Below are 20274 nucleotides of genomic sequence, written 5' to 3'. Positions count from 1 at the left end.
GCTGCCTGCCGCAGCCATGAATGCCGCGTCAAGCGTGGCCCTCTCTCCGCCGCACCGCGCGCGAGGCGACGGCGAGCCCGAAAGACGCCGCCAGGCACCATGCCGCCATCCAGATCATCTGGTGCGGCAGCGGGACGCCCCAATCGATCAGCAGCCCGGTCAGCCCCGGCCCGATCGCGGTCGACACCACCATCGCGGCCACCGTGATCGCACGAATGCCGCCCAGATTGGCAAGGCCATAGACCTCCGGCCACAGCGCGCCGATCAGCGTCTGGGTGAAACCGTTGCTGATGCCGAGCAGGAACATGAACAGGTAGATGCCCCAGACCGGCTCCACCAGCCCGACCGCCAGCGAGGCGGCGGCCAGCGGCAGGAGATAGAGCGGCAGCAGGCGCAGCGCACCGAACCGGTCGATCAGGAACCCGCAGACGAGCGCGAACAGCACCGTGGTGATCGACGCGATCGGGAAGGCGAGTGCGAAGGCGAGCGGATCGTATCCGCGCAGCTCGATGAGATAGCCGAGGTGGAAATAGACGATGGTTCCGATGAAGGGCGGCGCGAGCGTGCCCGCCAGCAGCAGATAGAGCACCGGATCGCGGATAACCTCCGCCCGGGTCCAGTCGCGGGCCAGCCCCTTCTTCCCCTGGTCGGCCTCCGCCCCGCTCGCCACGCGCTCGCGCCGCATCAGCAGCGTGATGGCCGGCCAGCCGAGGATCACGATCGCCCCCGCCGCCGCGATCCACGCGGTCCGCCAGGTGCCCATGCCCGACACGGCGACGAACAGCACGGGCATGAAGGCCATTCCCGCCTGCAACCCCATCGCGGCCAGCGCCATGGCGCGCCCGCGATTGGCGACGAACCAGCGGCCTAGCTCGGTAAAGGCGATCTCCGTCATCATGCCCTGCCCGAACAGGCGCAGCAGATAGATCGCCAGCACCAGCACCGCGACATGCGGCGCCGCGACCAGCACCAGGCAGGCAATCGCGAGCAGCGGCAGGCAGAAACGCGCGACCTTCCACCCCGGCATGAGGTCGAGCAGCCGCCCCATCCACGGCAGGCTCGCCGCACTCAGCAGCGTCGCCACCATGTAGAGGCCGCCGAACGCGCCCGGCGTCAGCGAAAACTCGCGCTGGATGTCCGCGCCTGACAGCCCGATGAAGAAGGTCTGGCCGAAGCTGGAAAACAGCGTCAGCAGCATGCCCGCGCTCAGCCAGCGGGCATTGTCGGCGAGAAACCGTCCATTGGCGCGCAGCGCGCCGGTCAGCTCCACACCGCTTCCGGCGGCAGGCTCATCAGGATCGCGTCGATATTGCCGCCGGTCTTCAGGCCGAACAGCGTGCCGCGATCGTAGACCAGGTTGAATTCGGCGTAGCGCCCGCGCCATTCCAGCTGGGTGCGCTTCTCGTCGTCCGTCCACGCCTGGTCCATCCGGCGGCGGACAAGTTTGGGAAACACTTCCAGGAAAGCGCGGCCCACGTCCTGCGTCAGCGCAAAATTGCGTTCCCACGCCGCTTCGTCCGCGCATTCGAGGTGGTCGTAGAAGATGCCGCCGACCCCGCGATGGACACCGCGGTGCGGAATGAAAAAATACTCGTCCGCCCATTTGGAGAAGCGGTCGTAATAGGTAGGATTGTGCTTCGTACAGGCGGCGCGGAAGGCGGCGTGGAACTCCGCGGTATCCTCCTCGTAGGGAAGCGGCGGATTGAGGTCCGCCCCGCCGCCGAACCACGCCTTGCCCGTAGTCAGGAACCGGGTGTTCATGTGCACCGCGGGCACATGCGGATTGGCCATGTGCGCGACCAGGCTGATGCCGGTGGCGGTGAAGGAGGGATCGTCGGGATCGACCCCGTTCATGGTCTTCGCGAATTCGGGCGCGAAGGTGCCGTGCACGGTGGAGACGTTGACGCCGACCTTCTCGAACACCTTGCCCTTCATCACGCCGCGCGTGCCGCCGCCGGGGTCCTCGTTCCCTTCCTCCTCGCGCTGCCAAGGGGTGTATTCGAAGGTCGCGTCCGACCCCGCCTCGCGCTCAATCGCCTCGAACTGCGCGCAGATATCGTCGCGCAGGGTTTCGAACCAGTCGCGGGCGCGCTGTGTGTACGGGCTCCAGTCGGTCATGCTCTCGCTCATGGCCGGGGGCTTGCCACCGGATTCCGATTGCGGCAAGTGGGCGGCATGGTTCCCCTTTCGTTCGCAGGTGAGGAAATGGCGCTGACGCGCGCCGGTGCGCTGTTCTGGCCGCGCATGGACACGCTGTTCGTAGCCGACCTGCACCTCGAAAAGGCGAGCTTCTTCGCCCGCACCGGGCAATTCCTGCCGCCCTACGACAGCCGCGAGACTTTGAGCCGCGTGACGGCGGAGATCGCGGCCACCGGGGCGCGGCGGGTCATCACGCTGGGCGACAACTTCCACGACCCCGATGGTGCCACGCGGCTGGAGGACGGGGCATGCGCCATGCTGGAAGAGTTGACCGGGCGGGTCGAATGGATCTGGATCACCGGCAACCACGATGTCGGCAAGGACGGCTTCGTGGCGGAGGCCCGCTGCGGCGGCGCGCTCGCGGCGGAAATGGAGCTGGGCGGCGTGGCCTTGCGGCACGAGGCGCATGCCGGCGCGGCGGGCCCGGAGCTGTCGGGCCATTTCCATCCCAAGTTGCAGATGCGCGTCCACGGGCGGCGGATCAATCGGCCCTGCGCGGTGATCGGGCGCGGGGCGGACGGGGCCGACCGCATGGTCCTGCCCGCCTTCGGCACCTTCACCGGCGGCATGTCGGCCGCCGATCCGGCGGTGCTGCGCGCCCTGCGTCCGGCCCACCGGATCGAGGCGGTGGTGCCCGCGCGCGACCGCGCCGTGACCATCCCCTTGTGGCAGGCGGGGGACAGTCGCGCGGCGTAATCGCAGCTATTCGCGGGAACCCCTTTGCGATTCGGCGTTGGACACCTTAAATAGAAAGCTGTTCAATTCGCCATTTCAGGAGAGTGCCCCATAGCCCGTCCACCCCGTCGTTCCCTGCAGCCGCCGGTCAAGAGCGGCCCTCGCTACGACAATTTCATCCAGTCGCCCAAGGTCCGCGTCATCGATGACGAGGGCGAGAACCTCGGCGTCATGTACACCCGCGAAGCGATGGAGCAGGCCCAGGAGAAGGGGCTGAACCTGGTCGAGGTGTCCCCCAATGCGGACCCGCCGGTGTGCAAGTTCCTCGATGTCGGCAAGCACCGCTACGAAGCGCAGAAGAAGGCCAATCTGGCGCGCAAGACGCAGAAGACCCAGGACATCAAAGAGGTCAAGATGCGGCCCAACATCGACACGCACGATTACGACGTGAAGATGCGCAACGTGGTCAAGTTCATCGAGAACGGCGACAAGGTGAAGTGCACGCTGCGCTTCCGCGGGCGCGAGATGGCGCACCAGGAACTGGGCATCAATCTGCTCAACCGCGTGCGCGACGATACGGAGGAGATCGCCAAGGTCGAATCCTTCCCCCGTCTCGAAGGGCGCCAGATGCTGATGGTGCTGGCCCCGAAATAAGGCGCGGCGCGCCGCATGTTCCAGACATATGGATGCATGGCCGGGGAACCCTGACGGGGTTCCCCGCTTTGCATCGGCATGCGCTTCAACCTCCCCGTGCGAGCCGCGATCGGCTCCCTCGCCATCGGTCTCGCCCTGTCCGCCTGCGAGCCCGCCCCGCCCGCCGAGAATCCCGAGCCATCGAGCGAAGCGACCGCGACCGGCGTGGTCGCCGAGGATCAGGTTTCGCCGTCCTCGGCCCTCCCCACGCCGACACCAACCGATTCGGCCCCCGCGACACCTGCAAATACCCCACCTGCACCCATGCCGACCGCGACCACCGCGAATGGCGACCCGGCGGTGGACGATCCGCACGAGCTGATGCCCGCGCCGCTGACCGCCGATGCGCAGAAGGGGGAGAAAGGCGCGCGCAACGTGCTGCTCGGCTTCCTCCGCGCGATCGAGATGAAGGATTTCCGCGTCGCCTACGCCCTCACCGAACCGGGCTATCGCCAACAGCATAGCGAGGCCGAGTTCCGCGCGCTGTTCGACGGGATGGGCAGGATTTCGGTCGAGGCTCCCACGGGCCGGATGGAAGGGGCGGCCGGCTCCTCCTATTACAGCGTCCCGGCCACGGTCAGCGGTAGCACGGGCCGCAAGATCAACGGCACCATCGCCCTGCGGCGCGTCAACGACGTGCCGGGCGCCACCCCCTATCAACTCAACTGGCATGTCGCGCAGGTCGATCTGAAGCCCGTCGGATGAGCGGCGCGAAGTCCGGGGAAGGCGGCGAAGGCGAATCCAACACCGTCATCCTGCGCGCCTTCATCGCCAATTTGGGCATCGCGGTGGCCAAGTTCACCGCCGCGATCATCACCGGGTCCGCGGCCATGATGACCGAGGGCATCCACTCCACGGTCGACACGCTCAACCAGGTTTTCATGTGGGTGGGGGAGAAGCGGGCGAAGAAACCGCCCGACGAACTGCACCCGATGGGTTACGCGCGGGAGCTGTATTTCTGGGCCTTCGTCGTCGCGGTTATGATCTTCGCCCTCGGCGCGGGCGTGTCGGCCTATGAAGGCATTCATACGCTGATCAACCCGCATCCGACCGAGTCGCCGCTGATCGCCTTCGCCGTGCTTGGCATCGCCTTCCTGCTCGAAGGGTGGTCGTGGCTGACCGCGTGGAAGGCGTTCAACAAGCATCGCGGCGACCTGTCGGTCCTCGAGGGCATCCGCCAGACGAAGGATACGACGTCGCTGGTCGTGCTGCTCGAAGACTCCGCCGCCGTCACCGGCGTGGTCCTGGCGGCGGCGGGCATCGGACTGGAGCTGCTGACCGACAATCCGGTGTGGGACGGGGTCGCATCGCTCGGCATTGCGGGCCTGCTCGCCACAGTCGCCGTGGTGCTGCTGCGCGAAGCGAAGGACCTGCTGATCGGGGAAAGCGCGGACCCGAAGCTGGCCCGTGCGATCCGCCGGGAGGTGGAGGCGGAAACGGGGGTGATCGCGGTTTCCGATGTCTTCACCGTCCATCTCGGCCCCGAACAGGTGTTCTGCGTGGTGACGGTCGATTTCGACGATGCGATGCCGACCGGAGAGCTGGAAAAGCTGGTCGGGCGGATCGAGAAGAAGATGATCGAGCGCAACGATTTCATCACCCGCGCCTATGTGCACCCGCTGGACGAGGGCGACACGCTGCACCAGCCCCAGCCACAGCAGCAGCCGGCGTGATCGGGCGGCTGGCCACGGTTGCGTCCGGTCGCGGCAGCGCATAATTGCACATGTAACCAGATTGTGCCCGGTGGAGAGGCGTTCCTGCGGAGGTTAGGAACGGGCGGCCCCGGAACGCATCGCCCGGCTCCTGCCTTCCTAGGAGCAGACACGCAAAGGAAGGTTTAGACCCATGACCGACGCCGTCGACTCCATCGACCAGCCCACCCCCCGCCGCAAGCCGAAGCCCGAGATCGAGAAGCTGGCCGGACGCCAGCTGAAGCCGAGCACCCTGATGATGGGCCACGGCTACGACCCCTCCCTTTCCGAAGGGTCGCTGAAGGCGCCGATCTTCCTCACCAGCACCTTCGCCTTCGAAAGCGCGGCGGCGGGCAAGCGGCATTTCGAAGGCATCACCGGCATCCGCGAGGGCGGGGCCGAGGGGCTGGTCTATTCGCGCTTTAACGGGCCGAACCAGGAGATCCTGGAAGATCGCCTGGCGATCTGGGACGGGGCCGAAGACGCGCTGTGCTTCTCCAGCGGGATGACCGCGATCTGCGTGCTGATGATGGCCTATTGCGGGCAGAACGACGTGATCGTCCATTCCGGCCCGCTTTATGCCGCCAGCGAAGGCTTCGTCGCGAAGGTACTGTCGAAGTTCGGCGTCACCTACGTCCCCTTCCCCGCCGGGGCGAGCCGCGAGGAGCTGGACGAGGTGCTGGCGAAGGCGAAGGGCATGGCGAGCGATCAGGGCGGCAAGGTCGCGATGATCTACCTCGAAAGCCCGGGCAACCCGACCAACGCGCTGGTCGATATCGAGGCGGTCAAGGCGGCGCGCGACGAGGCATTGGACTGGTCCTGCCCCATCGCGATCGACAACACCTTCCTCGGCCCGCTGTGGCAGCGACCGCTGGATCACGGGGCCGACATCGTGGCCTATTCGCTGACCAAATATGTCGGCGGGCACTCCGATCTGGTCGCGGGCAGCATTGCGGGCGACAAGAAGTGGATGGACCCGGTCCGGTCCCTGCGCAACACGATGGGCGGCATCGCCGATCCCAACACCGCGTGGATGCTGCTGCGCAGCCTGGAGACGGTCGAGCTGCGCATGAGCCGCGCGGGCGAGAACGCGGCCAAGGTATGCGCCTTCCTGAAAGACCACCCCAAGGTCGACGGGCTGGGCTATCTCGGCCACCTGACCGACGAGCGGCAGAAGGACATCTACGACCGTCATTGCCTGGGTGCCGGCTCCACCTTCTCGCTGTTCCTGAAGGGCGGGGAGGAGGAATGCTTCCGCTTCCTCGACGCGCTGACCGTCGCCAAGCTGGCGGTGAGCCTGGGCGGCACCGAGACGCTCGCCAGCCACCCCGCCAGCATGACGCACCTGTCGGTCGCCCACGGGCGGCGGCAGGAGCTCGGCATAACCGACAGCCTGGTGCGCATAAGCATCGGGATCGAGGATGCGGACGACCTGATCGCCGACTTCGAACAGGCGCTCGACAAGGTCTGAACGACAACGCCGGAAATCGGGCCGCGCCGCTGGCGCAGCGCCCGGTTTCCGAGCGTTTGCCAGTCGCCGGGTTCACGCAGGATGGAACACCGAACCCCTGCCTTTCGAAAACTTCGCGCTCCGCGAAACGCGTTTGCGAACAGTGGCTTGGTGGCGAAATCCGGCTTCGCCGGGTCAACTTAGGCCAAAGCGGACCGCAACTCGCTCCGGCAGTGAATCGTGGTGGCTGTCGCAGGCTCCGGCACCGATCGGGCATTCGCCCGTCATAGGATCACACACGGCGGTAGGAAAACGGGCGCGCTCAGTCCCGCCGGTGGCGTGACAGCAGCTCCCACAGCGCCTCGTTGTCGGGCACCCAGCTGTGCCCCTTCCCCACCACCACGCGGCCGATCACCTCGGCATCGTCGCGGCAGTCGCCGTAGCGCTCCTCGTAGACATCGGACGAGACCCAGCGCGTGGTCGGGGCGGCCTTGCATTCGTTCAGCTGCGCCCAGCGCTGCTCTGCCGCATGCATGGAATATTGCCAGTATCCGCCACCGCCGCCCGCGATCGGATTGGTCCGGTCCTCGTCCCCGGCGAAAGCGACGACCGCGATCGGCGTATCGGGCCGGCAGGTCGCGGGATCGGGGCGCGTGGGATCCTCCGCCAGCGGGTTCCCGGCGCGCAGGCCGACCACGGGGGCGATCGCGGCGAAGCGATCGGGAGCGACGCAGCCCAGCCACGACGTCATCCGTCCGCCACCCGACAGCCCCGTGACATAGACCCGCGCGGGGTCGACGCAGCCATCCGCCACCAGCCGGTCGATCAGCGTCGTCAGATAGGCGACGTCGTCGCGGTCGCCCTCGCCCGGAATGGTCCCTTCGACGGTCGGCACGCCCGGAATGTTCCACACGAAGCCATTCCCGGCGGGGATACCGGCATCGGGGTAGGCGAGCAGGAAACCGTGGCGATCGGCGGTCTCGGCCAATCCCGAATCGCGCAGCATCTGCGCGCCGGTCGCCGTGCTGCCATGCAGCAGGATGACGAGCGGCGCGGGTTTCTTTTCTTCGAGCCCGGCAGGAACGTGCACGCCCGCCGCCTTCATCCCCTCGCCCGGTGCCACCATGCGTTCGCCGCCGGGGACCAGCGGGCAGGTCGCCGCAACGGCCGGGCTTGCAACCGCCGTCAGCAGTGCGAGCGCGGCGAGTGCAATCGTCCTGAGGGATATGGGCATGGCGTTCGATCGCGGTATCATCATGCCCGCATCGTTACGGCGCGCAGCGCCGATCGACCAGCCCTATCGCGAGAGCGACCGGACGCGGGGGCACGCGACAGGGATTCTTACCCCTTCCACTCCCGGCGCTCTTCCGCCTGCTTCAACACTTCGTAGGCGACCTGATAGGCCTGGAATTGCTGCGCCGCCTCGGCATCGCCGGGCTTCACATCGGGGTGGACGGTCTTCGCCTTTTCCCGCCACGCCTTCTTGACGGTGGCGAAGTCGGCGTCCGCTTCCAGCCCCAGCAGGTCGAGCGCGCGCATCTCGTCGGCGCTGCGCGACCCGTCGCCGCTGCCGCTCCAGCCGTAATGCTGCGCCTCGGCATAGCCGGCGCTGGCATCCTGCTCCGACTTCGTCCGGGCGGCCTTCTCCGCCTTGTCGAGCCCTTCGAAATAGTCCCACTTCGAATTGTATTCGGCGGCATGCTTCTGGCAGAAATACCACCGTTCCGGGCTGTTGGGAGATTTGGGCGCGGGACAGTCGCCCGGCTCGTCGCAGCCATGGCGGTCGCAGATGCGGACATTCGCCGCCTCGCGCGCGGAGCCATAGCCGCGCCAGCGGGGGAAGCCCCAATCGTTGGATCGGCGCGGTTTAGCCATGGGAAGCGGATCGGGTGGAAAGCGGTAGCATCGTCTTCGATTCTAGGGATCGGCCCGCCACATGCAAGGCGCGGTGCGGGTGGAAAGGCGGTTTCGCGAGAGGTCGCCGGAACGCGCAACGCCTCGTTCATTCTCGCCGGCTAATGCGGCCCATCACCCCCCAATCCGAGATTTCGATGAGCAAGCAACTCACCTTCGCCGCCCTTGCCTGCACGCTGGTGCTGGCACTGTTCGCCATTGCCACCGGCCTCGGGGCACCGGGTGACACCAGCGACATGTTCGCGGTGGGCGCGGCGCTACGCTAAAGGAAACGGCGCGCGACTTCCCGCTGGAAACCGCGCGCCGCCTCGATCTACGACCTAGTTAACGACCACCGTCACCGCGCGGCGGTTCTTGGCCCAGGCATCGGGGCTGGAGCCGAGCGCGACCGGGCGCTCCTCGCCATAGCTGACGGTGCCGATGCGATTGGCCGAGACGCCCAGGCTGACGAGGTAGTTCTTCGCCGCATTGGCGCGCCGTTCGCCCAGCGCGATGTTGTAGTCGCGCGTGCCGCGTTCGTCCGCATGCCCTTCGATCGTGACCGTCAGGTTGGGATAGGCGGCGAGGTACTGCGCCTGCGTCTGCAGCGCGGCGGCGTCGGCGCTGTCGATCGTATAGTTATCGGTATCGAAATAAATCACGTTCTGGCCGCGCACGGCATTCACGAAGTGGTCCTGCGTGCCCACGGCGGGGCCGGTCGGCTGCGTGTTCTGTGCGGGCGGCGGGGTGGACACCGCGCCACCGGCGGGCGGCAGTGTCTCGGGAGCCTTGGATTTGCACCCGGCGAGCGAAGCGGCGCCGATCAGCAGCGCGGCGGTAGCGATACGAACGTTCATCGGCATTTCCTCATATTCCCTTGTTGAACGAATGGTGCGACCCACTCGAATGTCCTGTCATCAACCGGCCTAGGGCAGGATCGGTCCCCAGGCGGGGTCCGACGCGTCGACCGGGGTCGGCAGCTCGCGCAGGTTCTCGCCCGTCAGATCGACCTGATAGATCGCGGTATGGCCGGTGTTCCTCTCGGTCCGGAAGAACTGGATGATACGGCCGTTGGGTGCCCAGGTCGGTGCCTCGTCCTGCCAGCCGTTTGTCAGCTTGCGCAGGTTCTTGCCGTTGGGGCTCATCACCGCGATGTTGAAGTCGCCGGGGATGTAGGTGAAGGCGATCTGGTCGCCGCGCGGGCTCCATTCCGGCGTCGCCGCGCGTCCGCCGAAGAAGGTGATGCGGCGCTGGTTCGATCCGTCGGCGTTCATCAGATAGACCTGCTGCTCGCCCGAACGGTCGCTTTCGAACACGATCCGGCTGCCGTCGGGCGAATAGGACCCGCCGACGTCGATCCCCGGCGCATCGGTCAGCCGCTCGCTCTGCCCGCCATTGCGCGAGACGCGGTAGATGTCGGTATTGCCGTTGACCGCCATCGAATACAGCACCCACTTGCCGTCCGGGCTCCAGCGCGGGGCGAAGGTCGGGTTCTTGCTCTGTGTCACCAGATGCTGCTGCCCGGTGCCGATATCGTAAATGTAGATGCGCGGCTGCCCGTCGACATAGCTGAGATAGAGCAGCTCGCGGTAATCTGGCGAATAGCGCGGGGTCAGCGCGGTGGCGCGCCCGGTGGTGATGAAGCGGTGGTTGGCCCCGTCGCTGTCCATGATCGCGAGCCGCTTGGTCCGGTTATCCTTCGGCCCGGTTTCCGCGATATAGGCGATCCGGCTGTCGAAGAACGGGCTTTCCCCGGTCAGGCGCGAATAGACGAGGTCGGCGCATTTGTGCGCTGCGCGCCGCCAGTCGGCGGGCGCGACGACCCAGCCCGACCGCGCCAGCTCGTCCTTCAGCGCCATGTCGTAGAGATAGCAGCCGACGATCAGCCGCCCGTCGGCGCGCGGGCGGACATAGCCCTGCACCAGCATCTCCGCCCCGCGATTGCTCCAGGTCGCCCACACCGGATCGGTGATCTGCGGATAGGTCGGGCGCGGCAGCGCGTCGGGGCCGCTCGGCTTGAACAGCCCGTTGTTCTTGAGGTCGGCGGTGATGACGCGCGCCAGCTCCACGCCGAGCGCGGCGGTGCCGCTGGCATTGGCGGGCGTCGCGACATCGCGCTGCGCCGCGAAGGCGGGGATGGCGATGCCGAGATTGTCCAGATTGCCTTCGAAGCTGACCGAGCCGGTCAGGCCGCCTTCCTCCGGCGGCCCGCCCTCGTCGGTCGTTTCCACCGGCGCGGTGGTCGGGGGCGGCGCGCCCAGATCCTGCGCCGCGAGCGGAGCGGCGAACAGCGCCAGGAGGGGGAGGATCAAGAGTTTCATTGCGAGAGTTTCCAGTCGAAGCTGAAGGCGGAAACGTATTTCCAGCCATTGTAGTATTCGTCGGGCAAATTGAACGGCGCGGCAAGCTCGACCGCGCGAATGGCGTTTTCGGCATGGCGCGCGGCCTGGGCCTTGTTCGCGTCGGTGATGCCGCTCTGGCGCACAAGCCGCGGCTTGCCCGCCAGCGAGCCGTCCGGGTTCATGCGCCAGCTGATGACGGAGACGAGCTTTTCCCGATCGGCCCCGTCGACGGGTCGCCAGTGCGGCTTCAGCTGCCGCGCGATCGCCTGCGCCAGCGAGGCCTGCGCGCTCGCGCCGATCTGCGATGCGGGTACGCGCGTATCCTGCGAGGTGCGGCTTTCGCCTGCCCCGTCGAGGAAATCCTTGCCGATGCGGCTCGCCCCACCGGTCTTCTTCGTGGTGGTCGCGGTTTTGGGTGCGGGCTTGCTCGCCTGCCGGGTCTCGGTGCGCTTCGTCGGCGTGCTGGTGCGTTTGGGCTGCGGCTTGCTGGTCGGCTGCGAGCGCGGCCTGGGCTGGGGTTTCGGCTGGGGCTGCGGTTGCGGCTGGGCGCTCGGCTGCGGCAGCGGCTCGGGCAGCGGGGCCTCGAGCGCGGGTGGCGGCGGCAGGTCGGACAGGACCGGGGCCTCCGCCGCGCGGCTTTCGGGCACCGGCTGCGGCGCGGCGGAAGTCAGGCCGACATCGCTGGCGAGATTGACCGTGACCCGCTGCGGCTGCTCGATCGGCTCGCGCTCGTCGTCCTGCAGCAGCAGCACGGCGACCAGCGCCAGATGCAGGGCCAGGGCGATGCCGAGGCCGACCTTCTCGTCGCGGCGAAGAGCGGTTGCTGCCATCCTTGCGGGCCTATGGCTGGCGGTCTGAACCGTCGGTGACCAGCGAGATGGAGGTGAAACCGGCCCGGCTCAGTTCCCCCATCACGCCCATCACCCGGCCATAATCGAGCCCGCGATCGGCGCGCAGCACCACTTCGGGCGGCTTGCCGTCCGGACCGGGCGCGATTGCTGCCAGCGCATCGCCGACGCCGCCCGACACCGGCGCATCGTCGATATAGACCGATCCGTCGGACCGCATCGAGATCGTCACCTGCTGGCTTTCCTGCGGCAGGGCATTGGCGCGGCTTTCGGGCAGATCGACCGGCACGCCCGCGGTCAGCAGCGGGGCGGTGACCATGAAGATGATCAGCAGCACCAGCATCACGTCGACCAGCGGCGTGACGTTGATCTCCGCCACCGGCGCGCGGCGCGTCCCCCGCCCCCGGCGACCGCGGCCGCGTGCCGCACCGTGCAGGCCCATCGCCATGTCAGCCGTGCTCCATGTCGCGGCCGAGTTCCGCGGCGAAGCGATCGGCGAAGCGCGTCAGCCGCGCCTCGAACAGGTTCACCCGGTGGCTGAACCGGTTGTAGGCGATGACGGCGGGGATCGCCGCGAACAGGCCGATCGCGGTGGCGAACAGCGCCTCCGAAATGCCCGGCGCGACCACCGCGAGCGAGGAGCTTTCCTGGCTGCCGATCTGGAAGAAGCTGTTCATGATGCCCCACACGGTGCCGAACAGGCCGACGAAGGGCGCGACCGAGCCGAGAGTTGCCAGGAAGTTGAGACGGCTGGCCATCGTATCGGCCTCTTCCGCCACCTGCCCGTCCATCGCGGTGACGACGCGCGCATGGGTCGCCTCGTTGTCCTTCACCCCCGCCTTGCGCGAGCGGCGCCATTCGCCCAGCGCGGCGCGCACCACCCGCCCGGCGGGCGAATCGGCGGCGGCGCTGGTCTTCAGAGTGCTTTCGTAATCGTCGGCCTTCCAGAACTCGCTCTCGAACTGCTGCGCCCGGCGATTGGCGGCGGCGGTGCGCATGGAGAAGCTGACGATGATCATCCAGCTCCAGACGGAGGCGGCGAGCAGGCCCAGCATCACCGCCTGCACGACGATGTCGGCATCGAGGAACAGCTTGATCGGATCGAGCCGGGTCGGGGCCTCGGCAATGGCGGCGGTCATCAGGAACATCTAGCTATCGTCCTCGCTCAGAACGGATTGAAAGGCGGCGACCCATTCGGGCGGTTGGCGGCACGGGCGACCGTCGGGGGCGACGAAGCCGACCCGGAAATTCGCCTCGCACAAGGTTTCATCGCCGCGCAGGGCGCGCTGCACCATGCGCACGCTGGCGGCGCGGATCTGCGTGCAGCGCGTCTCGATCACGACGTCGTCGTCCAGCTTCGCCGGGCGCAGGTACCGCATGGAGAGGTCCGCGACGGCATAGGCACCCCCGCCCGCCTCGATCGCGGCGCGCTGGTCGATGCCCAGCATGCGCAGCACGTCCGACCGCGCCCGCTCGAACCAGCGCAGGTAATTGGCGTGGTAGGTGATGCCCGACAGGTCCGTATCCTCGTAATAGACCCTGACCGCGTACAGATGCCGCGGCCCGTCGAACACACCGCCAGGGGGATGCGGTTGAATGCTCATGCGGCGCGGGCTTTAGCGAACAGGCGACTCTCCCGGCAAGGCAAATGGGTACAACGAGATAGCCCCGCGATGAACGGGGCCGCCGCTACGATAGATCGTTCATGCGCTCAGGCTATCATCCGGCCCAGCCGCTGCCCGCCGAAGATATGGACGTGCAGATGCGGCACCTCCTGCCCGCCATTCTCGCCGACATTGGCGAGCAGGCGGTAACCGGGTTCGACCAGCCCCTTCTCTCGCGCCACGAGGCCGACCGCGCGCACCAGCCCGGCGATCTCCGCATTGGAGGCGTTAGCGGAAAAATCGTCCCAGCTGACATAGGCCCCCTTGGGCAGCACCAGCGTGTGCACCTCGGCCTGCGGATTGATATCCTCGAACGCGAAGGCCCATTCGTCCTCGTACACCTTGGTGCACGGGATCTCGCCGCGCAGGATTTTCGCGAAGATGTTGTTCGGGTCGTAGGGGGCTTTCGGGTCGATCGGCATCAGGTCCTCCGGTTGGCCTTTTCCTCCAGGCCCGAGACGCCTTCGCGCCGGTCGAGTTCCGCCAGCACCTCCGCCAGCGGAATGTCCCGCGCGCCCAGCAGCACCAGCAGGTGGAACAGCGTGTCCGCCGCTTCGCCGACCAGCTCCTCTCGGCTGCCCGCCAGCGCGGCGGTGATCGTCTCGACCGCCTCCTCGCCCAGCTTTCGCGCCATCACCGGCAGGCCGCGCGCGTTGAGCTGCGCGACATAGCTGGAGTCCGGATCGACCGAGCGGCGCGCGGCGATCGTCTCTTCGAGGCGGGAAAGGGTGTCCATCGCCGCCAGCCTTGGGGCGCGGGACGGCGCGCCGTCAAGCGCGATCAGTCCCGCAGCGGGACCGTCAGTCGGAGCGGGCGGGCAGCCCGGCGGCGCGCAGGGCGGCATGCGCCTCGGCGATGGAATGCTGCCCGAAATGGAAGATGCTGGCGGCGAGCACCGCGCTGGCATGGCCCCGCTTCACCCCCTCGACCAGATGATCGAGCGTGCCGACACCGCCGCTGGCGACAACCGGCACCGGCACCGCGTCGGCGATGGCGCGGGTGAGATCGAGGTCGTAGCCCGCCCTCGTCCCGTCGCCGTCCATCGAGGTGACGAGCAGCTCGCCCGCGCCCAGCTGCGCCAGCCGCTCTGCATGGGCCACCGCGTCGATGCCCGTGGCGCGGCGACCGCCATGGGTGAACACTTCCCAGCCGCGCATGTCGCCCGACACCGCCGCGCGCGCATCGACGCTGGCGACGATGCACTGGCTGCCGAAGCGGTCGGCGATTTCCGCCACCAGTTCGGGCCGGTCGACCGCGGCGGAGTTGACCGCGACCTTGTCTGCGCCTGCCAGCAGCAGCGCGCGCGCATCCTCCACGCTGCGAACGCCGCCACCGACGGTGACCGGCATGAAGCAGACCTCGGCGGTGCGGCGCACGATATCGAGCAGCGTGCCGCGCCCTTCGTGGCTGGCCGAGATGTCGAGGAAGCACAGCTCGTCCGCGCCCGCCTCGTCATAGGCCTTCGCCTGTTCGACCGGGTCGCCGGCGTCCTTCAGGTCGACGAAATTGACGCCCTTCACCACGCGCCCGTTGGCGACGTCGAGACAGGGGATGACGCGGATGCGGACGGTCATCGGTTCGCCATCGCGATCGCCGCCGCCAGATCCAGCCGCCCTTCGTACAGCGCGCGGCCGGTGATCACGCCCTCGATCCCTTCGCTGGCATGCAGCGAGAGGACGTGGATATCGTCGAGCCCGCGCACGCCGCCGCTGGCGATTACCGGGATGTCGACGGCGCGCGCCAGTTCCAGCGTCGCGTCGATATTGCAGCCCTTGAGCAGCCCGTCGCGCCCGATATCGGTGAACAGCAGCGCGGCGACGCCCGCATCCTCGAACCGGCGCGCCATGTCGGCGACGGGCACGTCGGACACGCTTGCCCAGCCCTCGGTCGCGACCATGCCGTCCTTCGCATCGACCGCGACGACAATGCCGTTGTCCCATTCGGCGGCCATGTCCTTCACGAATTGCGGGTCCTTGAGCGCGGCGGAGCCGATCACCACCCGCGCCACGCCCAGGTCGAACCAACCGCGCACCGCCGCCGCATCGCGGATGCCGCCGCCCAGCTGGACGTAGCCGGGGAAGCGCTCGACGATGGATTCCACCGCCGCGCGGTTGCGGCTCTCCCCCGCGAAGGCCCCATCGAGATCGACCACGTGCAGGTGCTGCGCCCCCGCATCGGCGAACAGCATCGCCTGCGCCGCTGGATCGTCGCCGTAAACAGTGGCGCGGTCCATGTCTCCTTCGGCCAGGCGCACCACTTCGCCGCCCTTCAGGTCGATTGCTGGGAAGACGATCATGGGTTCCACTCCAAAAAGCGCTCCAGCAGAGCCAGCCCGTATTTCTGGCTCTTTTCCGGGTGGAACTGCACCCCCAAGATGTTCTCGCGCGCAACCGCGGCGACTACGCCGCCGCCATGGTCGGTCATCGCCGCGATGTCGCGCCCGTGGCCCACGTGGAAGGCGTAGGAGTGGAGGAAATAGGCCTCCCCCGGCCCGATCAGCTGTGCCGCGCCCGCGTGGGGCATGGGCTCGACATCGTTCCAGCCCATATGCGGCACCTTCACCGTCGGATCGGGCGCCTCCAACCGCTTCACCGTGCCCGCGATCCAGTTCAGCCCCGGCGTCTCGCCATGTTCCAGCCCGCGCGTCGCGAGCAGCTGCATGCCGACGCAGATGCCGAGGAACGGTACCCCGTCGCTCCGCACCCGCCGGTCGAGCGCCTCGACCATCCCCGCCACCGCGCGCAGGCCGTCCGCGCACGCAGCGAACGAGCCGACGCCCGGCAGCACGACGCGATCCGCCTTCGCGACAACCTCCGGATCGTCGGTCACGCGAATGTCCGCGCCCACCGTGCGCAGCGCGTTCTCGACCGAATGGAGATTACCGGCGCCGTAGTCGATCAGCGCGGTTACCTCACCCACCCAATTGCCCCTTGGTGCTGGGGATCGCGCCGCCCTTGCGCGGATCAACCTCGACCGCGGTGCGCATGGCGCGGGCGAAGCCTTTATACAGCGCCTCGCAGATATGGTGGTTGTTGGTGCCGTAGAGCAGCTCGCAATGCAGCGTGATGCCGCAGGCCTGCGCAACCGAATGGAACCAGTGCTCGATCAGCTCGGTGTCCCACTCGCCCAGCTTTTCCTGGGTGAACCGCGCGTTCCAGACGAGATAGGGCCGCCCCGATATGTCGAGCGCGACCCGCGCCAGCGTCTCGTCCATCGGCGAATAGGCGTGGCCGTAGCGCCCGATCCCGCCCTTGTCCCCCAGCGCCTGCGCGATCGCCTGGCCCAGCGCGATGGCGCTGTCTTCCGTCGTGTGATGCTGGTCCACATGCAGATCGCCGTCGACGTCCATCATTACATCGATCAGCGAATGGCGGGAGAATTGTTCGACCATGTGATCGAGAAAGCCGATGCCGGTCGACACCCGATAGGTGCCGTTCCCGTCGAGATCGACCTCGACGGCGATCTTGGTTTCCGCAGTGTTGCGCTCTATCCGGCCGGTTCGCATGGGGAAGCGCGCTATCGTGGGCAGGCGCGCGGCGCAAGCAATCTGCGCTTGACCCCGCCCGCGCCCGGCTTCAGTTATCGGCGCCATGAGCGAAGACACGCCCGACAGCCTGATCCCCTATGACGAGATAGTGCAGGACGCCTTGCGCGCCGTGGTGGGCCGCGTCTTGCGCGAAGTGGTGGCCGCGGGCGGGGAACTGCCCGGCACGCATCACTTCTACATCACCTTCAAGACCGGCGCCCCGGGCGTCTCGGTTCCCAAGAGCCTGCGCGAACGGTTCCCGGACGAGATGACGATCGTGCTGCAGAACAAGTTCTGGGACCTGAAGGTGACCGATGTCGGCTTCGGCGTGGGCCTCAGCTTCAACCAGGTCCCGGCTCAGCTGGAGATTCCCTTTGCCGCGATCACCGCCTTCGTCGATCCGGCGGTCGATTTCGGCCTCCAGTTCCAGGCGGTGGAGACCGATAGCGAGCCGGAACCGCACGACGAGGCGGGCAATGACGGGGCGGAACAGGGCGCGCATCCGGCCGTTACCGATAACGAAGACGGTTCCAACGTCGTGACGGTCGATTTCGGCCGCAAGAAATAGCCGCGCGGCTCCGCTGCCGCAGGGCAAGTGGGGCAGGCATGGTAAAACACATCGAAAAAATCGGACGCAACGCAGTCGCCGACGCGCGGCGCGCCACTCCGGGCGATCCGGACGAGGTTCCGGGGCCGAGCCCGAACCCCGCGACCAACCTCATCATGGCCGACATCGCGATGCGCGCGGGGACCCGCCTGATGAAAAACGCGGTGCAGAAGGGGTTCCTGTCCGGTCGCTATGGCCGCGAAACCGCCAGCGAGATCGTGGAAAACCGGTCGGTGGCGCAGACGCTGGCCAGCGTGGCGCTGGCCAAGGTCGCGACCCGATCGCTGCCCGGCGCGCTGGTGGTCGGCGGGGGAATGCTGGCGAAAACGCTGTTCGACCGGCGCCGCGCCCGGCGCAACCAGGCGAAGTCCACGCGCAAGGGCGACCACGAATTGCTGCAACAGGCGGAGGAGTGATCGACTCCCCCTGTCCCGGGTTTCGTTAACCGCGCGGGGTTGATTCGCACCCGCGCTTCGGCGCATCAGCGCTCATGGACTTGACCGATCCCGACACGCTGCAGCGCCGCGGCCTGATGTTCATCCTTTCCTCGCCCAGCGGCGCGGGGAAAACCACCATTTCCCGCATGCTGCTGGACGCGGAAGACGAGATCAAGCTGTCCGTCAGCGTGACCACCCGTGCCCCCCGCGAAGGGGAAGTCGAAGGCATCCATTATCACTTCGTCACCGACGCGCAGTTCGACGCGATGGTCGAGGAAGACGATTTCTACGAATGGGCACACGTCTTCGGCCATCGTTACGGCACGCCCAAGGGGCGAATCCGCAACGCATTGAAGGAAGGGCAGGATTTCCTGTTCGACATCGACTGGCAGGGCACCCAGCAGCTGTTCCAGAAGGATCAGCAGGACGTGGTGCGCGTATTCATCCTGCCCCCCAGCATCGAGGAGCTGCGCCGCCGGCTCGAATCGCGCGCGACCGATGCCGATGAGGTGATCGACGCGCGGATGGAGCGTGCCCGGGCGGAAATCAGCCACTGGGACGCCTACGACTACGTCGTCATCAACGACGATGTCGACGCCTGCTTCGACAAGGTGCGCGAGATTCTGGACGCCGAGCGAATGAAGCGGCAGCGCCAGACCGGGCTGATCCCGTTCGTGCGCGAATTGATGAGCTAACGCGAATCAGGGCTGGGCGGACAGCACCTCGTCCACCCAGCGCGGCACCAGCTCGCTCGCGCTGCCCAGCCGCGTCTCCTCGAACAGGTGCGAGCCCTGGCTGCGTTCGAGGTTCAGCTCCAGCGTGCGGCTGCCATGTGCCGCCGCCTCCTGCACGAAGCCCGCCGCCGGATAGACCGCGCCCGAGGTGCCGATCGAGACGAACAGGTCGGCCCGGCCCAGCGCGGCGAAGATTTCCTCCATCCGATAGGGCATTTCGCCGAACCACACGATGTCGGGTCGCAAATCCCCCTCCGCCGCGCAGGAGGGACAGGCGGGCGCATCGCCCAGCGTGCCGGTCCAGCCGTGCCGCGCATCGCACGCGGTACACCACGCCGACAGCGCCTCCCCATGCATATGGAGCATGCGCACGGCCCCGGCGCGTTCGTGCAGATCGTCGATGTTCTGCGTCACGATCAGCAGCTCGCCGTCCCACTCCCGGTCGAGCCGGGCAAGCGCCTCGTGCGCCGGATTGGGCCGGGCCGCCCGGATCTGTTCGCGCCGCGCGTCGTAGAATCGCTGCACCAGAGCCGGATCGCGCGCGAACGCCTCGGGCGTGGCGACATCCTCGACCCGGTGTTCCTCCCACAGCCCGTCGTCGGCGCGAAAGGTCCTGAGGCCGCTCTCGGCGGAAATCCCCGCTCCGGTCAGGATGACGATGTTGTGCACGCGCGCAAACTCCCCTTTCCGCTCGTCCTGAGCTTGTCGAAGGACCGCATTTCCTTCAGCGTTGCCCTAGAAGTAAGGACGGCCCTTCGACAAGCTCAGGGCGAGCGGGGTAATCAATGGCAAGAATAGGCGTTATCGGCAGCGACGGGCGCATGGGCGAGGCGCTGGCGAGCGTCGTCATGCAGATGGGACACGAACTGGCGGGCGGTGTCGACCGCGGCGGCGACGTGGCGGAGCTGGCCGACAACAGCGACGCGCTGGTCGATTTCAGCGCGCCGGCGGCGCTGGAGGCGAACCTGCACGCTGCGGTCGGCGCAGGGGTGCCGATCCTGATCGGGACCACCGGGCTGGCGGACCAGCACCATACCGCGATCGACAACGCCGCGCGCGCGGTGCCCGTGCTCCAGACCGGCAACACCTCGCTCGGCGTGACGCTGCTCGCGCATCTGGTGCACGAGGCGGCGGCGCGGCTGGGGCCGGACTGGGACATCGAAATCGTCGAGATGCACCACCGGATGAAAGTCGATGCGCCCAGCGGCACGGCGAAGCTGCTGGGCGAAGCGGCGGCGGCGGGGCGCGGCGTGGACCTCGCCGCGAATACCGAAAGCGGGCGGGACGGGCACGCCGGCCCGCGCGGCATGGGCACGATCGGCTTCGCGGCCCTGCGCGGCGGGACCGTGGCGGGCGAGCACAGCGTCATCCTGGCGGGCGAACAGGAACGCCTGACCCTGTCCCACAGCGCCGAGAACCGCGCAATCTTCGCGCGCGGCGCGGTGAAGGGGGCCGCGTGGCTGATCGGGCGCGAGCCCCGGCGCTACACCATGCAGGACGTGCTGGGGCTCTGAC

At 67.7% G+C, this 20274-nt stretch carries 27 protein-coding genes; 10 read left to right on the top strand and 17 right to left on the bottom strand.

The genetic code is table 11. The annotated features are described in order from the left end of the window. Positions 1 to 28: 28 nt before the first annotated feature. Together MKP08_RS05465 and hemF are read right to left on the bottom strand one after the other, a co-directional pair. Positions 29 to 1270 carry an MFS transporter gene (locus MKP08_RS05465; RefSeq protein WP_241555229.1) on the bottom strand — a complete coding sequence of 414 codons (1242 nt, stop codon included), beginning with the start codon at positions 1268 to 1270 and terminating at the stop codon, positions 29 to 31. After that, positions 1261 to 2118, bottom strand: a complete 858-nt coding sequence (hemF, locus tag MKP08_RS05460) for an oxygen-dependent coproporphyrinogen oxidase (protein WP_241555541.1) — start codon at positions 2116 to 2118, stop codon at positions 1261 to 1263. Before hemF ends, MKP08_RS05465 begins: the two co-directional genes overlap by 10 nt. Positions 2119 to 2175: 57 nt before the next feature. Here hemF and pdeM point away from each other — a divergent pair, with 57 nt between their 5' ends. The 5 genes from pdeM to MKP08_RS05435 all read left to right on the top strand — a co-directional run bounded on the left by pdeM (position 2176) and on the right by MKP08_RS05435 (position 6729). Further along, complete coding sequence (pdeM, locus tag MKP08_RS05455; RefSeq protein WP_241555228.1) at positions 2176 to 2895, top strand: ligase-associated DNA damage response endonuclease PdeM; 720 nt, start codon at positions 2176 to 2178, stop codon at positions 2893 to 2895. A gap of 114 nt (positions 2896 to 3009) precedes the next feature. Next, on the top strand, positions 3010 to 3528 hold the full coding sequence (gene infC, locus MKP08_RS05450) for a translation initiation factor IF-3 (RefSeq protein WP_241555540.1): 519 nt from the start codon (positions 3010 to 3012) through the stop codon (positions 3526 to 3528). Between the two features lie 78 nt (positions 3529 to 3606). Then, the gene (locus MKP08_RS05445) at positions 3607 to 4272 is read left to right on the top strand and encodes a hypothetical protein (RefSeq protein ID WP_241555227.1); all 666 of its coding nucleotides are present in this window, start codon (positions 3607 to 3609) and stop codon (positions 4270 to 4272) included. Continuing rightward, positions 4269 to 5240 (top strand): cation diffusion facilitator family transporter, encoded by a 972-nt coding sequence (locus tag MKP08_RS05440; protein ID WP_241555226.1) that lies wholly within the window; start codon positions 4269 to 4271, stop codon positions 5238 to 5240. The genes MKP08_RS05445 and MKP08_RS05440 overlap by 4 nt, the downstream gene beginning before the upstream one ends. Before the next feature lie 172 nt (positions 5241 to 5412). Further along, positions 5413 to 6729 (top strand): cystathionine gamma-synthase family protein, encoded by a 1317-nt coding sequence (locus MKP08_RS05435; RefSeq protein WP_215229117.1) that lies wholly within the window; start codon positions 5413 to 5415, stop codon positions 6727 to 6729. A 301-nt stretch (positions 6730 to 7030) separates the two neighbouring features. Here MKP08_RS05435 and MKP08_RS05430 read toward each other — a convergent pair whose 3' ends face one another. Beyond that, positions 7031 to 7966 (bottom strand): PHB depolymerase family esterase, encoded by a 936-nt coding sequence (locus tag MKP08_RS05430; protein ID WP_241555225.1) that lies wholly within the window; start codon positions 7964 to 7966, stop codon positions 7031 to 7033. 83 nt (positions 7967 to 8049) lie between these two features. Then, on the bottom strand, positions 8050 to 8583 hold the full coding sequence (locus MKP08_RS05425) for a J domain-containing protein (protein WP_241555224.1): 534 nt from the start codon (positions 8581 to 8583) through the stop codon (positions 8050 to 8052). 176 nt (positions 8584 to 8759) lie between these two features. Here MKP08_RS05425 and MKP08_RS05420 point away from each other — a divergent pair, with 176 nt between their 5' ends. Next, entirely contained in the window at positions 8760 to 8888 is a 129-nt protein-coding gene (locus MKP08_RS05420; RefSeq protein ID WP_255750492.1) for a hypothetical protein, read from the top strand. A 54-nt stretch (positions 8889 to 8942) separates the two neighbouring features. Here MKP08_RS05420 and pal read toward each other — a convergent pair whose 3' ends face one another. The 12 genes from pal to hisB all read right to left on the bottom strand — a co-directional run bounded on the left by pal (position 8943) and on the right by hisB (position 16960). Beyond that, the gene (gene pal / locus MKP08_RS05415) at positions 8943 to 9458 is read right to left on the bottom strand and encodes a peptidoglycan-associated lipoprotein Pal (protein WP_215229120.1); all 516 of its coding nucleotides are present in this window, start codon (positions 9456 to 9458) and stop codon (positions 8943 to 8945) included. A 69-nt stretch (positions 9459 to 9527) separates the two neighbouring features. Beyond that, positions 9528 to 10961: a Tol-Pal system beta propeller repeat protein TolB gene (gene tolB / locus MKP08_RS05410; RefSeq protein WP_373418096.1), complete on the bottom strand. Its 1434-nt coding sequence runs from the start codon at positions 10959 to 10961 to the stop codon at positions 9528 to 9530. Then, positions 10919 to 11773, bottom strand: a complete 855-nt coding sequence (locus MKP08_RS05405) for an energy transducer TonB (protein WP_241555222.1) — start codon at positions 11771 to 11773, stop codon at positions 10919 to 10921. Before MKP08_RS05405 ends, tolB begins: the two co-directional genes overlap by 43 nt. 10 nt (positions 11774 to 11783) lie before the next feature. Next, on the bottom strand, positions 11784 to 12239 hold the full coding sequence (locus tag MKP08_RS05400) for an ExbD/TolR family protein (protein ID WP_241555221.1): 456 nt from the start codon (positions 12237 to 12239) through the stop codon (positions 11784 to 11786). Between the two features lies 1 nt (position 12240). Continuing rightward, positions 12241 to 12939 carry a protein TolQ gene (tolQ, locus tag MKP08_RS05395; RefSeq protein WP_241555220.1) on the bottom strand — a complete coding sequence of 233 codons (699 nt, stop codon included), beginning with the start codon at positions 12937 to 12939 and terminating at the stop codon, positions 12241 to 12243. Continuing rightward, complete coding sequence (locus MKP08_RS05390; RefSeq protein ID WP_241555219.1) at positions 12940 to 13395, bottom strand: YbgC/FadM family acyl-CoA thioesterase; 456 nt, start codon at positions 13393 to 13395, stop codon at positions 12940 to 12942. Between the two features lie 107 nt (positions 13396 to 13502). After that, positions 13503 to 13877, bottom strand: coding sequence for a histidine triad nucleotide-binding protein (locus MKP08_RS05385; protein WP_241555218.1), 375 nt, complete (start codon positions 13875 to 13877; stop codon positions 13503 to 13505). Further along, positions 13877 to 14191, bottom strand: coding sequence for a phosphoribosyl-ATP diphosphatase (locus MKP08_RS05380; protein ID WP_241555217.1), 315 nt, complete (start codon positions 14189 to 14191; stop codon positions 13877 to 13879). Before MKP08_RS05380 ends, MKP08_RS05385 begins: the two co-directional genes overlap by 1 nt. Positions 14192 to 14255: 64 nt before the next feature. Next, the gene (hisF, locus tag MKP08_RS05375; RefSeq protein WP_241555216.1) at positions 14256 to 15029 is read right to left on the bottom strand and encodes an imidazole glycerol phosphate synthase subunit HisF; all 774 of its coding nucleotides are present in this window, start codon (positions 15027 to 15029) and stop codon (positions 14256 to 14258) included. Beyond that, positions 15026 to 15751: a 1-(5-phosphoribosyl)-5-[(5-phosphoribosylamino)methylideneamino]imidazole-4-carboxamide isomerase gene (gene hisA, locus MKP08_RS05370; RefSeq protein ID WP_215229128.1), complete on the bottom strand. Its 726-nt coding sequence runs from the start codon at positions 15749 to 15751 to the stop codon at positions 15026 to 15028. The genes hisF and hisA overlap by 4 nt, the downstream gene beginning before the upstream one ends. Then, complete coding sequence (gene hisH, locus MKP08_RS05365) at positions 15748 to 16374, bottom strand: imidazole glycerol phosphate synthase subunit HisH (protein ID WP_241555215.1); 627 nt, start codon at positions 16372 to 16374, stop codon at positions 15748 to 15750. The genes hisA and hisH overlap by 4 nt, the downstream gene beginning before the upstream one ends. After that, positions 16367 to 16960, bottom strand: a complete 594-nt coding sequence (gene hisB / locus MKP08_RS05360; RefSeq protein WP_241555214.1) for an imidazoleglycerol-phosphate dehydratase HisB — start codon at positions 16958 to 16960, stop codon at positions 16367 to 16369. The genes hisH and hisB overlap by 8 nt, the downstream gene beginning before the upstream one ends. A gap of 85 nt (positions 16961 to 17045) precedes the next feature. Here hisB and MKP08_RS05355 point away from each other — a divergent pair, with 85 nt between their 5' ends. From MKP08_RS05355 to gmk, 3 genes are all read left to right on the top strand, one after another. Further along, positions 17046 to 17549 (top strand): SspB family protein, encoded by a 504-nt coding sequence (locus tag MKP08_RS05355; protein ID WP_215229131.1) that lies wholly within the window; start codon positions 17046 to 17048, stop codon positions 17547 to 17549. A gap of 38 nt (positions 17550 to 17587) precedes the next feature. Next, a complete protein-coding gene (locus MKP08_RS05350) occupies positions 17588 to 18004 on the top strand; it encodes a hypothetical protein (protein ID WP_241555213.1) in 417 nt (138 codons plus the stop codon). Positions 18005 to 18120: 116 nt separating this feature from the next. Beyond that, positions 18121 to 18720 carry a guanylate kinase gene (gmk, locus tag MKP08_RS05345; protein ID WP_215229675.1) on the top strand — a complete coding sequence of 200 codons (600 nt, stop codon included), beginning with the start codon at positions 18121 to 18123 and terminating at the stop codon, positions 18718 to 18720. A 6-nt stretch (positions 18721 to 18726) separates the two neighbouring features. Here gmk and MKP08_RS05340 read toward each other — a convergent pair whose 3' ends face one another. Then, the gene (locus MKP08_RS05340) at positions 18727 to 19428 is read right to left on the bottom strand and encodes an NAD-dependent deacylase (protein ID WP_241555211.1); all 702 of its coding nucleotides are present in this window, start codon (positions 19426 to 19428) and stop codon (positions 18727 to 18729) included. Positions 19429 to 19544: 116 nt separating this feature from the next. On the opposite strand from MKP08_RS05340, the gene dapB reads away from it, so the two are divergent. Then, positions 19545 to 20273 (top strand): 4-hydroxy-tetrahydrodipicolinate reductase, encoded by a 729-nt coding sequence (gene dapB, locus MKP08_RS05335; protein ID WP_241555210.1) that lies wholly within the window; start codon positions 19545 to 19547, stop codon positions 20271 to 20273. Position 20274 lies beyond the last annotated feature (1 nt).

The sequence above is a fragment of the Erythrobacter sp. LQ02-29 genome (genome assembly GCF_022576075.2).
In the GTDB taxonomy this organism is placed as follows: domain Bacteria; phylum Pseudomonadota; class Alphaproteobacteria; order Sphingomonadales; family Sphingomonadaceae; genus Alteriqipengyuania.
The sequence above is the reverse complement of the archived record's forward strand: the minus strand, read 5'-3'. Positions and strand labels throughout refer to the sequence as shown.

Excerpts from the sequence above, each read along its gene's own strand:
- hemF (WP_241555541.1), bottom strand. The coding sequence starts at position 2,118 with ATGACCGACTGGAGCCCGTACACACAGCGCGCCCGCGACTGGTTCGAA.
- pdeM (WP_241555228.1), top strand. The coding sequence starts at position 2,176 with ATGGTTCCCCTTTCGTTCGCAGGTGAGGAAATGGCGCTGACGCGCGCC.
- MKP08_RS05445 (WP_241555227.1), top strand. The coding sequence starts at position 3,607 with ATGCGCTTCAACCTCCCCGTGCGAGCCGCGATCGGCTCCCTCGCCATC.
- MKP08_RS05440 (WP_241555226.1), top strand. The coding sequence starts at position 4,269 with ATGAGCGGCGCGAAGTCCGGGGAAGGCGGCGAAGGCGAATCCAACACC.
- MKP08_RS05435 (WP_215229117.1), top strand. The coding sequence starts at position 5,413 with ATGACCGACGCCGTCGACTCCATCGACCAGCCCACCCCCCGCCGCAAG.
- MKP08_RS05430 (WP_241555225.1), bottom strand. The coding sequence starts at position 7,966 with ATGATGATACCGCGATCGAACGCCATGCCCATATCCCTCAGGACGATT.
- MKP08_RS05425 (WP_241555224.1), bottom strand. The coding sequence starts at position 8,583 with ATGGCTAAACCGCGCCGATCCAACGATTGGGGCTTCCCCCGCTGGCGC.
- MKP08_RS05420 (WP_255750492.1), top strand. The coding sequence starts at position 8,760 with ATGAGCAAGCAACTCACCTTCGCCGCCCTTGCCTGCACGCTGGTGCTG.
- pal (WP_215229120.1), bottom strand. The coding sequence starts at position 9,458 with ATGAACGTTCGTATCGCTACCGCCGCGCTGCTGATCGGCGCCGCTTCG.
- MKP08_RS05405 (WP_241555222.1), bottom strand. The coding sequence starts at position 11,773 with ATGGCAGCAACCGCTCTTCGCCGCGACGAGAAGGTCGGCCTCGGCATC.
- MKP08_RS05400 (WP_241555221.1), bottom strand. The coding sequence starts at position 12,239 with ATGGCGATGGGCCTGCACGGTGCGGCACGCGGCCGCGGTCGCCGGGGG.
- tolQ (WP_241555220.1), bottom strand. The coding sequence starts at position 12,939 with ATGTTCCTGATGACCGCCGCCATTGCCGAGGCCCCGACCCGGCTCGAT.
- MKP08_RS05390 (WP_241555219.1), bottom strand. The coding sequence starts at position 13,395 with ATGAGCATTCAACCGCATCCCCCTGGCGGTGTGTTCGACGGGCCGCGG.
- MKP08_RS05385 (WP_241555218.1), bottom strand. The coding sequence starts at position 13,877 with ATGCCGATCGACCCGAAAGCCCCCTACGACCCGAACAACATCTTCGCG.
- MKP08_RS05380 (WP_241555217.1), bottom strand. The coding sequence starts at position 14,191 with ATGGACACCCTTTCCCGCCTCGAAGAGACGATCGCCGCGCGCCGCTCG.
- hisF (WP_241555216.1), bottom strand. The coding sequence starts at position 15,029 with ATGACCGTCCGCATCCGCGTCATCCCCTGTCTCGACGTCGCCAACGGG.
- hisA (WP_215229128.1), bottom strand. The coding sequence starts at position 15,751 with ATGATCGTCTTCCCAGCAATCGACCTGAAGGGCGGCGAAGTGGTGCGC.
- hisB (WP_241555214.1), bottom strand. The coding sequence starts at position 16,960 with ATGCGAACCGGCCGGATAGAGCGCAACACTGCGGAAACCAAGATCGCC.
- MKP08_RS05355 (WP_215229131.1), top strand. The coding sequence starts at position 17,046 with ATGAGCGAAGACACGCCCGACAGCCTGATCCCCTATGACGAGATAGTG.
- MKP08_RS05350 (WP_241555213.1), top strand. The coding sequence starts at position 17,588 with ATGGTAAAACACATCGAAAAAATCGGACGCAACGCAGTCGCCGACGCG.
- gmk (WP_215229675.1), top strand. The coding sequence starts at position 18,121 with ATGTTCATCCTTTCCTCGCCCAGCGGCGCGGGGAAAACCACCATTTCC.
- dapB (WP_241555210.1), top strand. The coding sequence starts at position 19,545 with ATGGCAAGAATAGGCGTTATCGGCAGCGACGGGCGCATGGGCGAGGCG.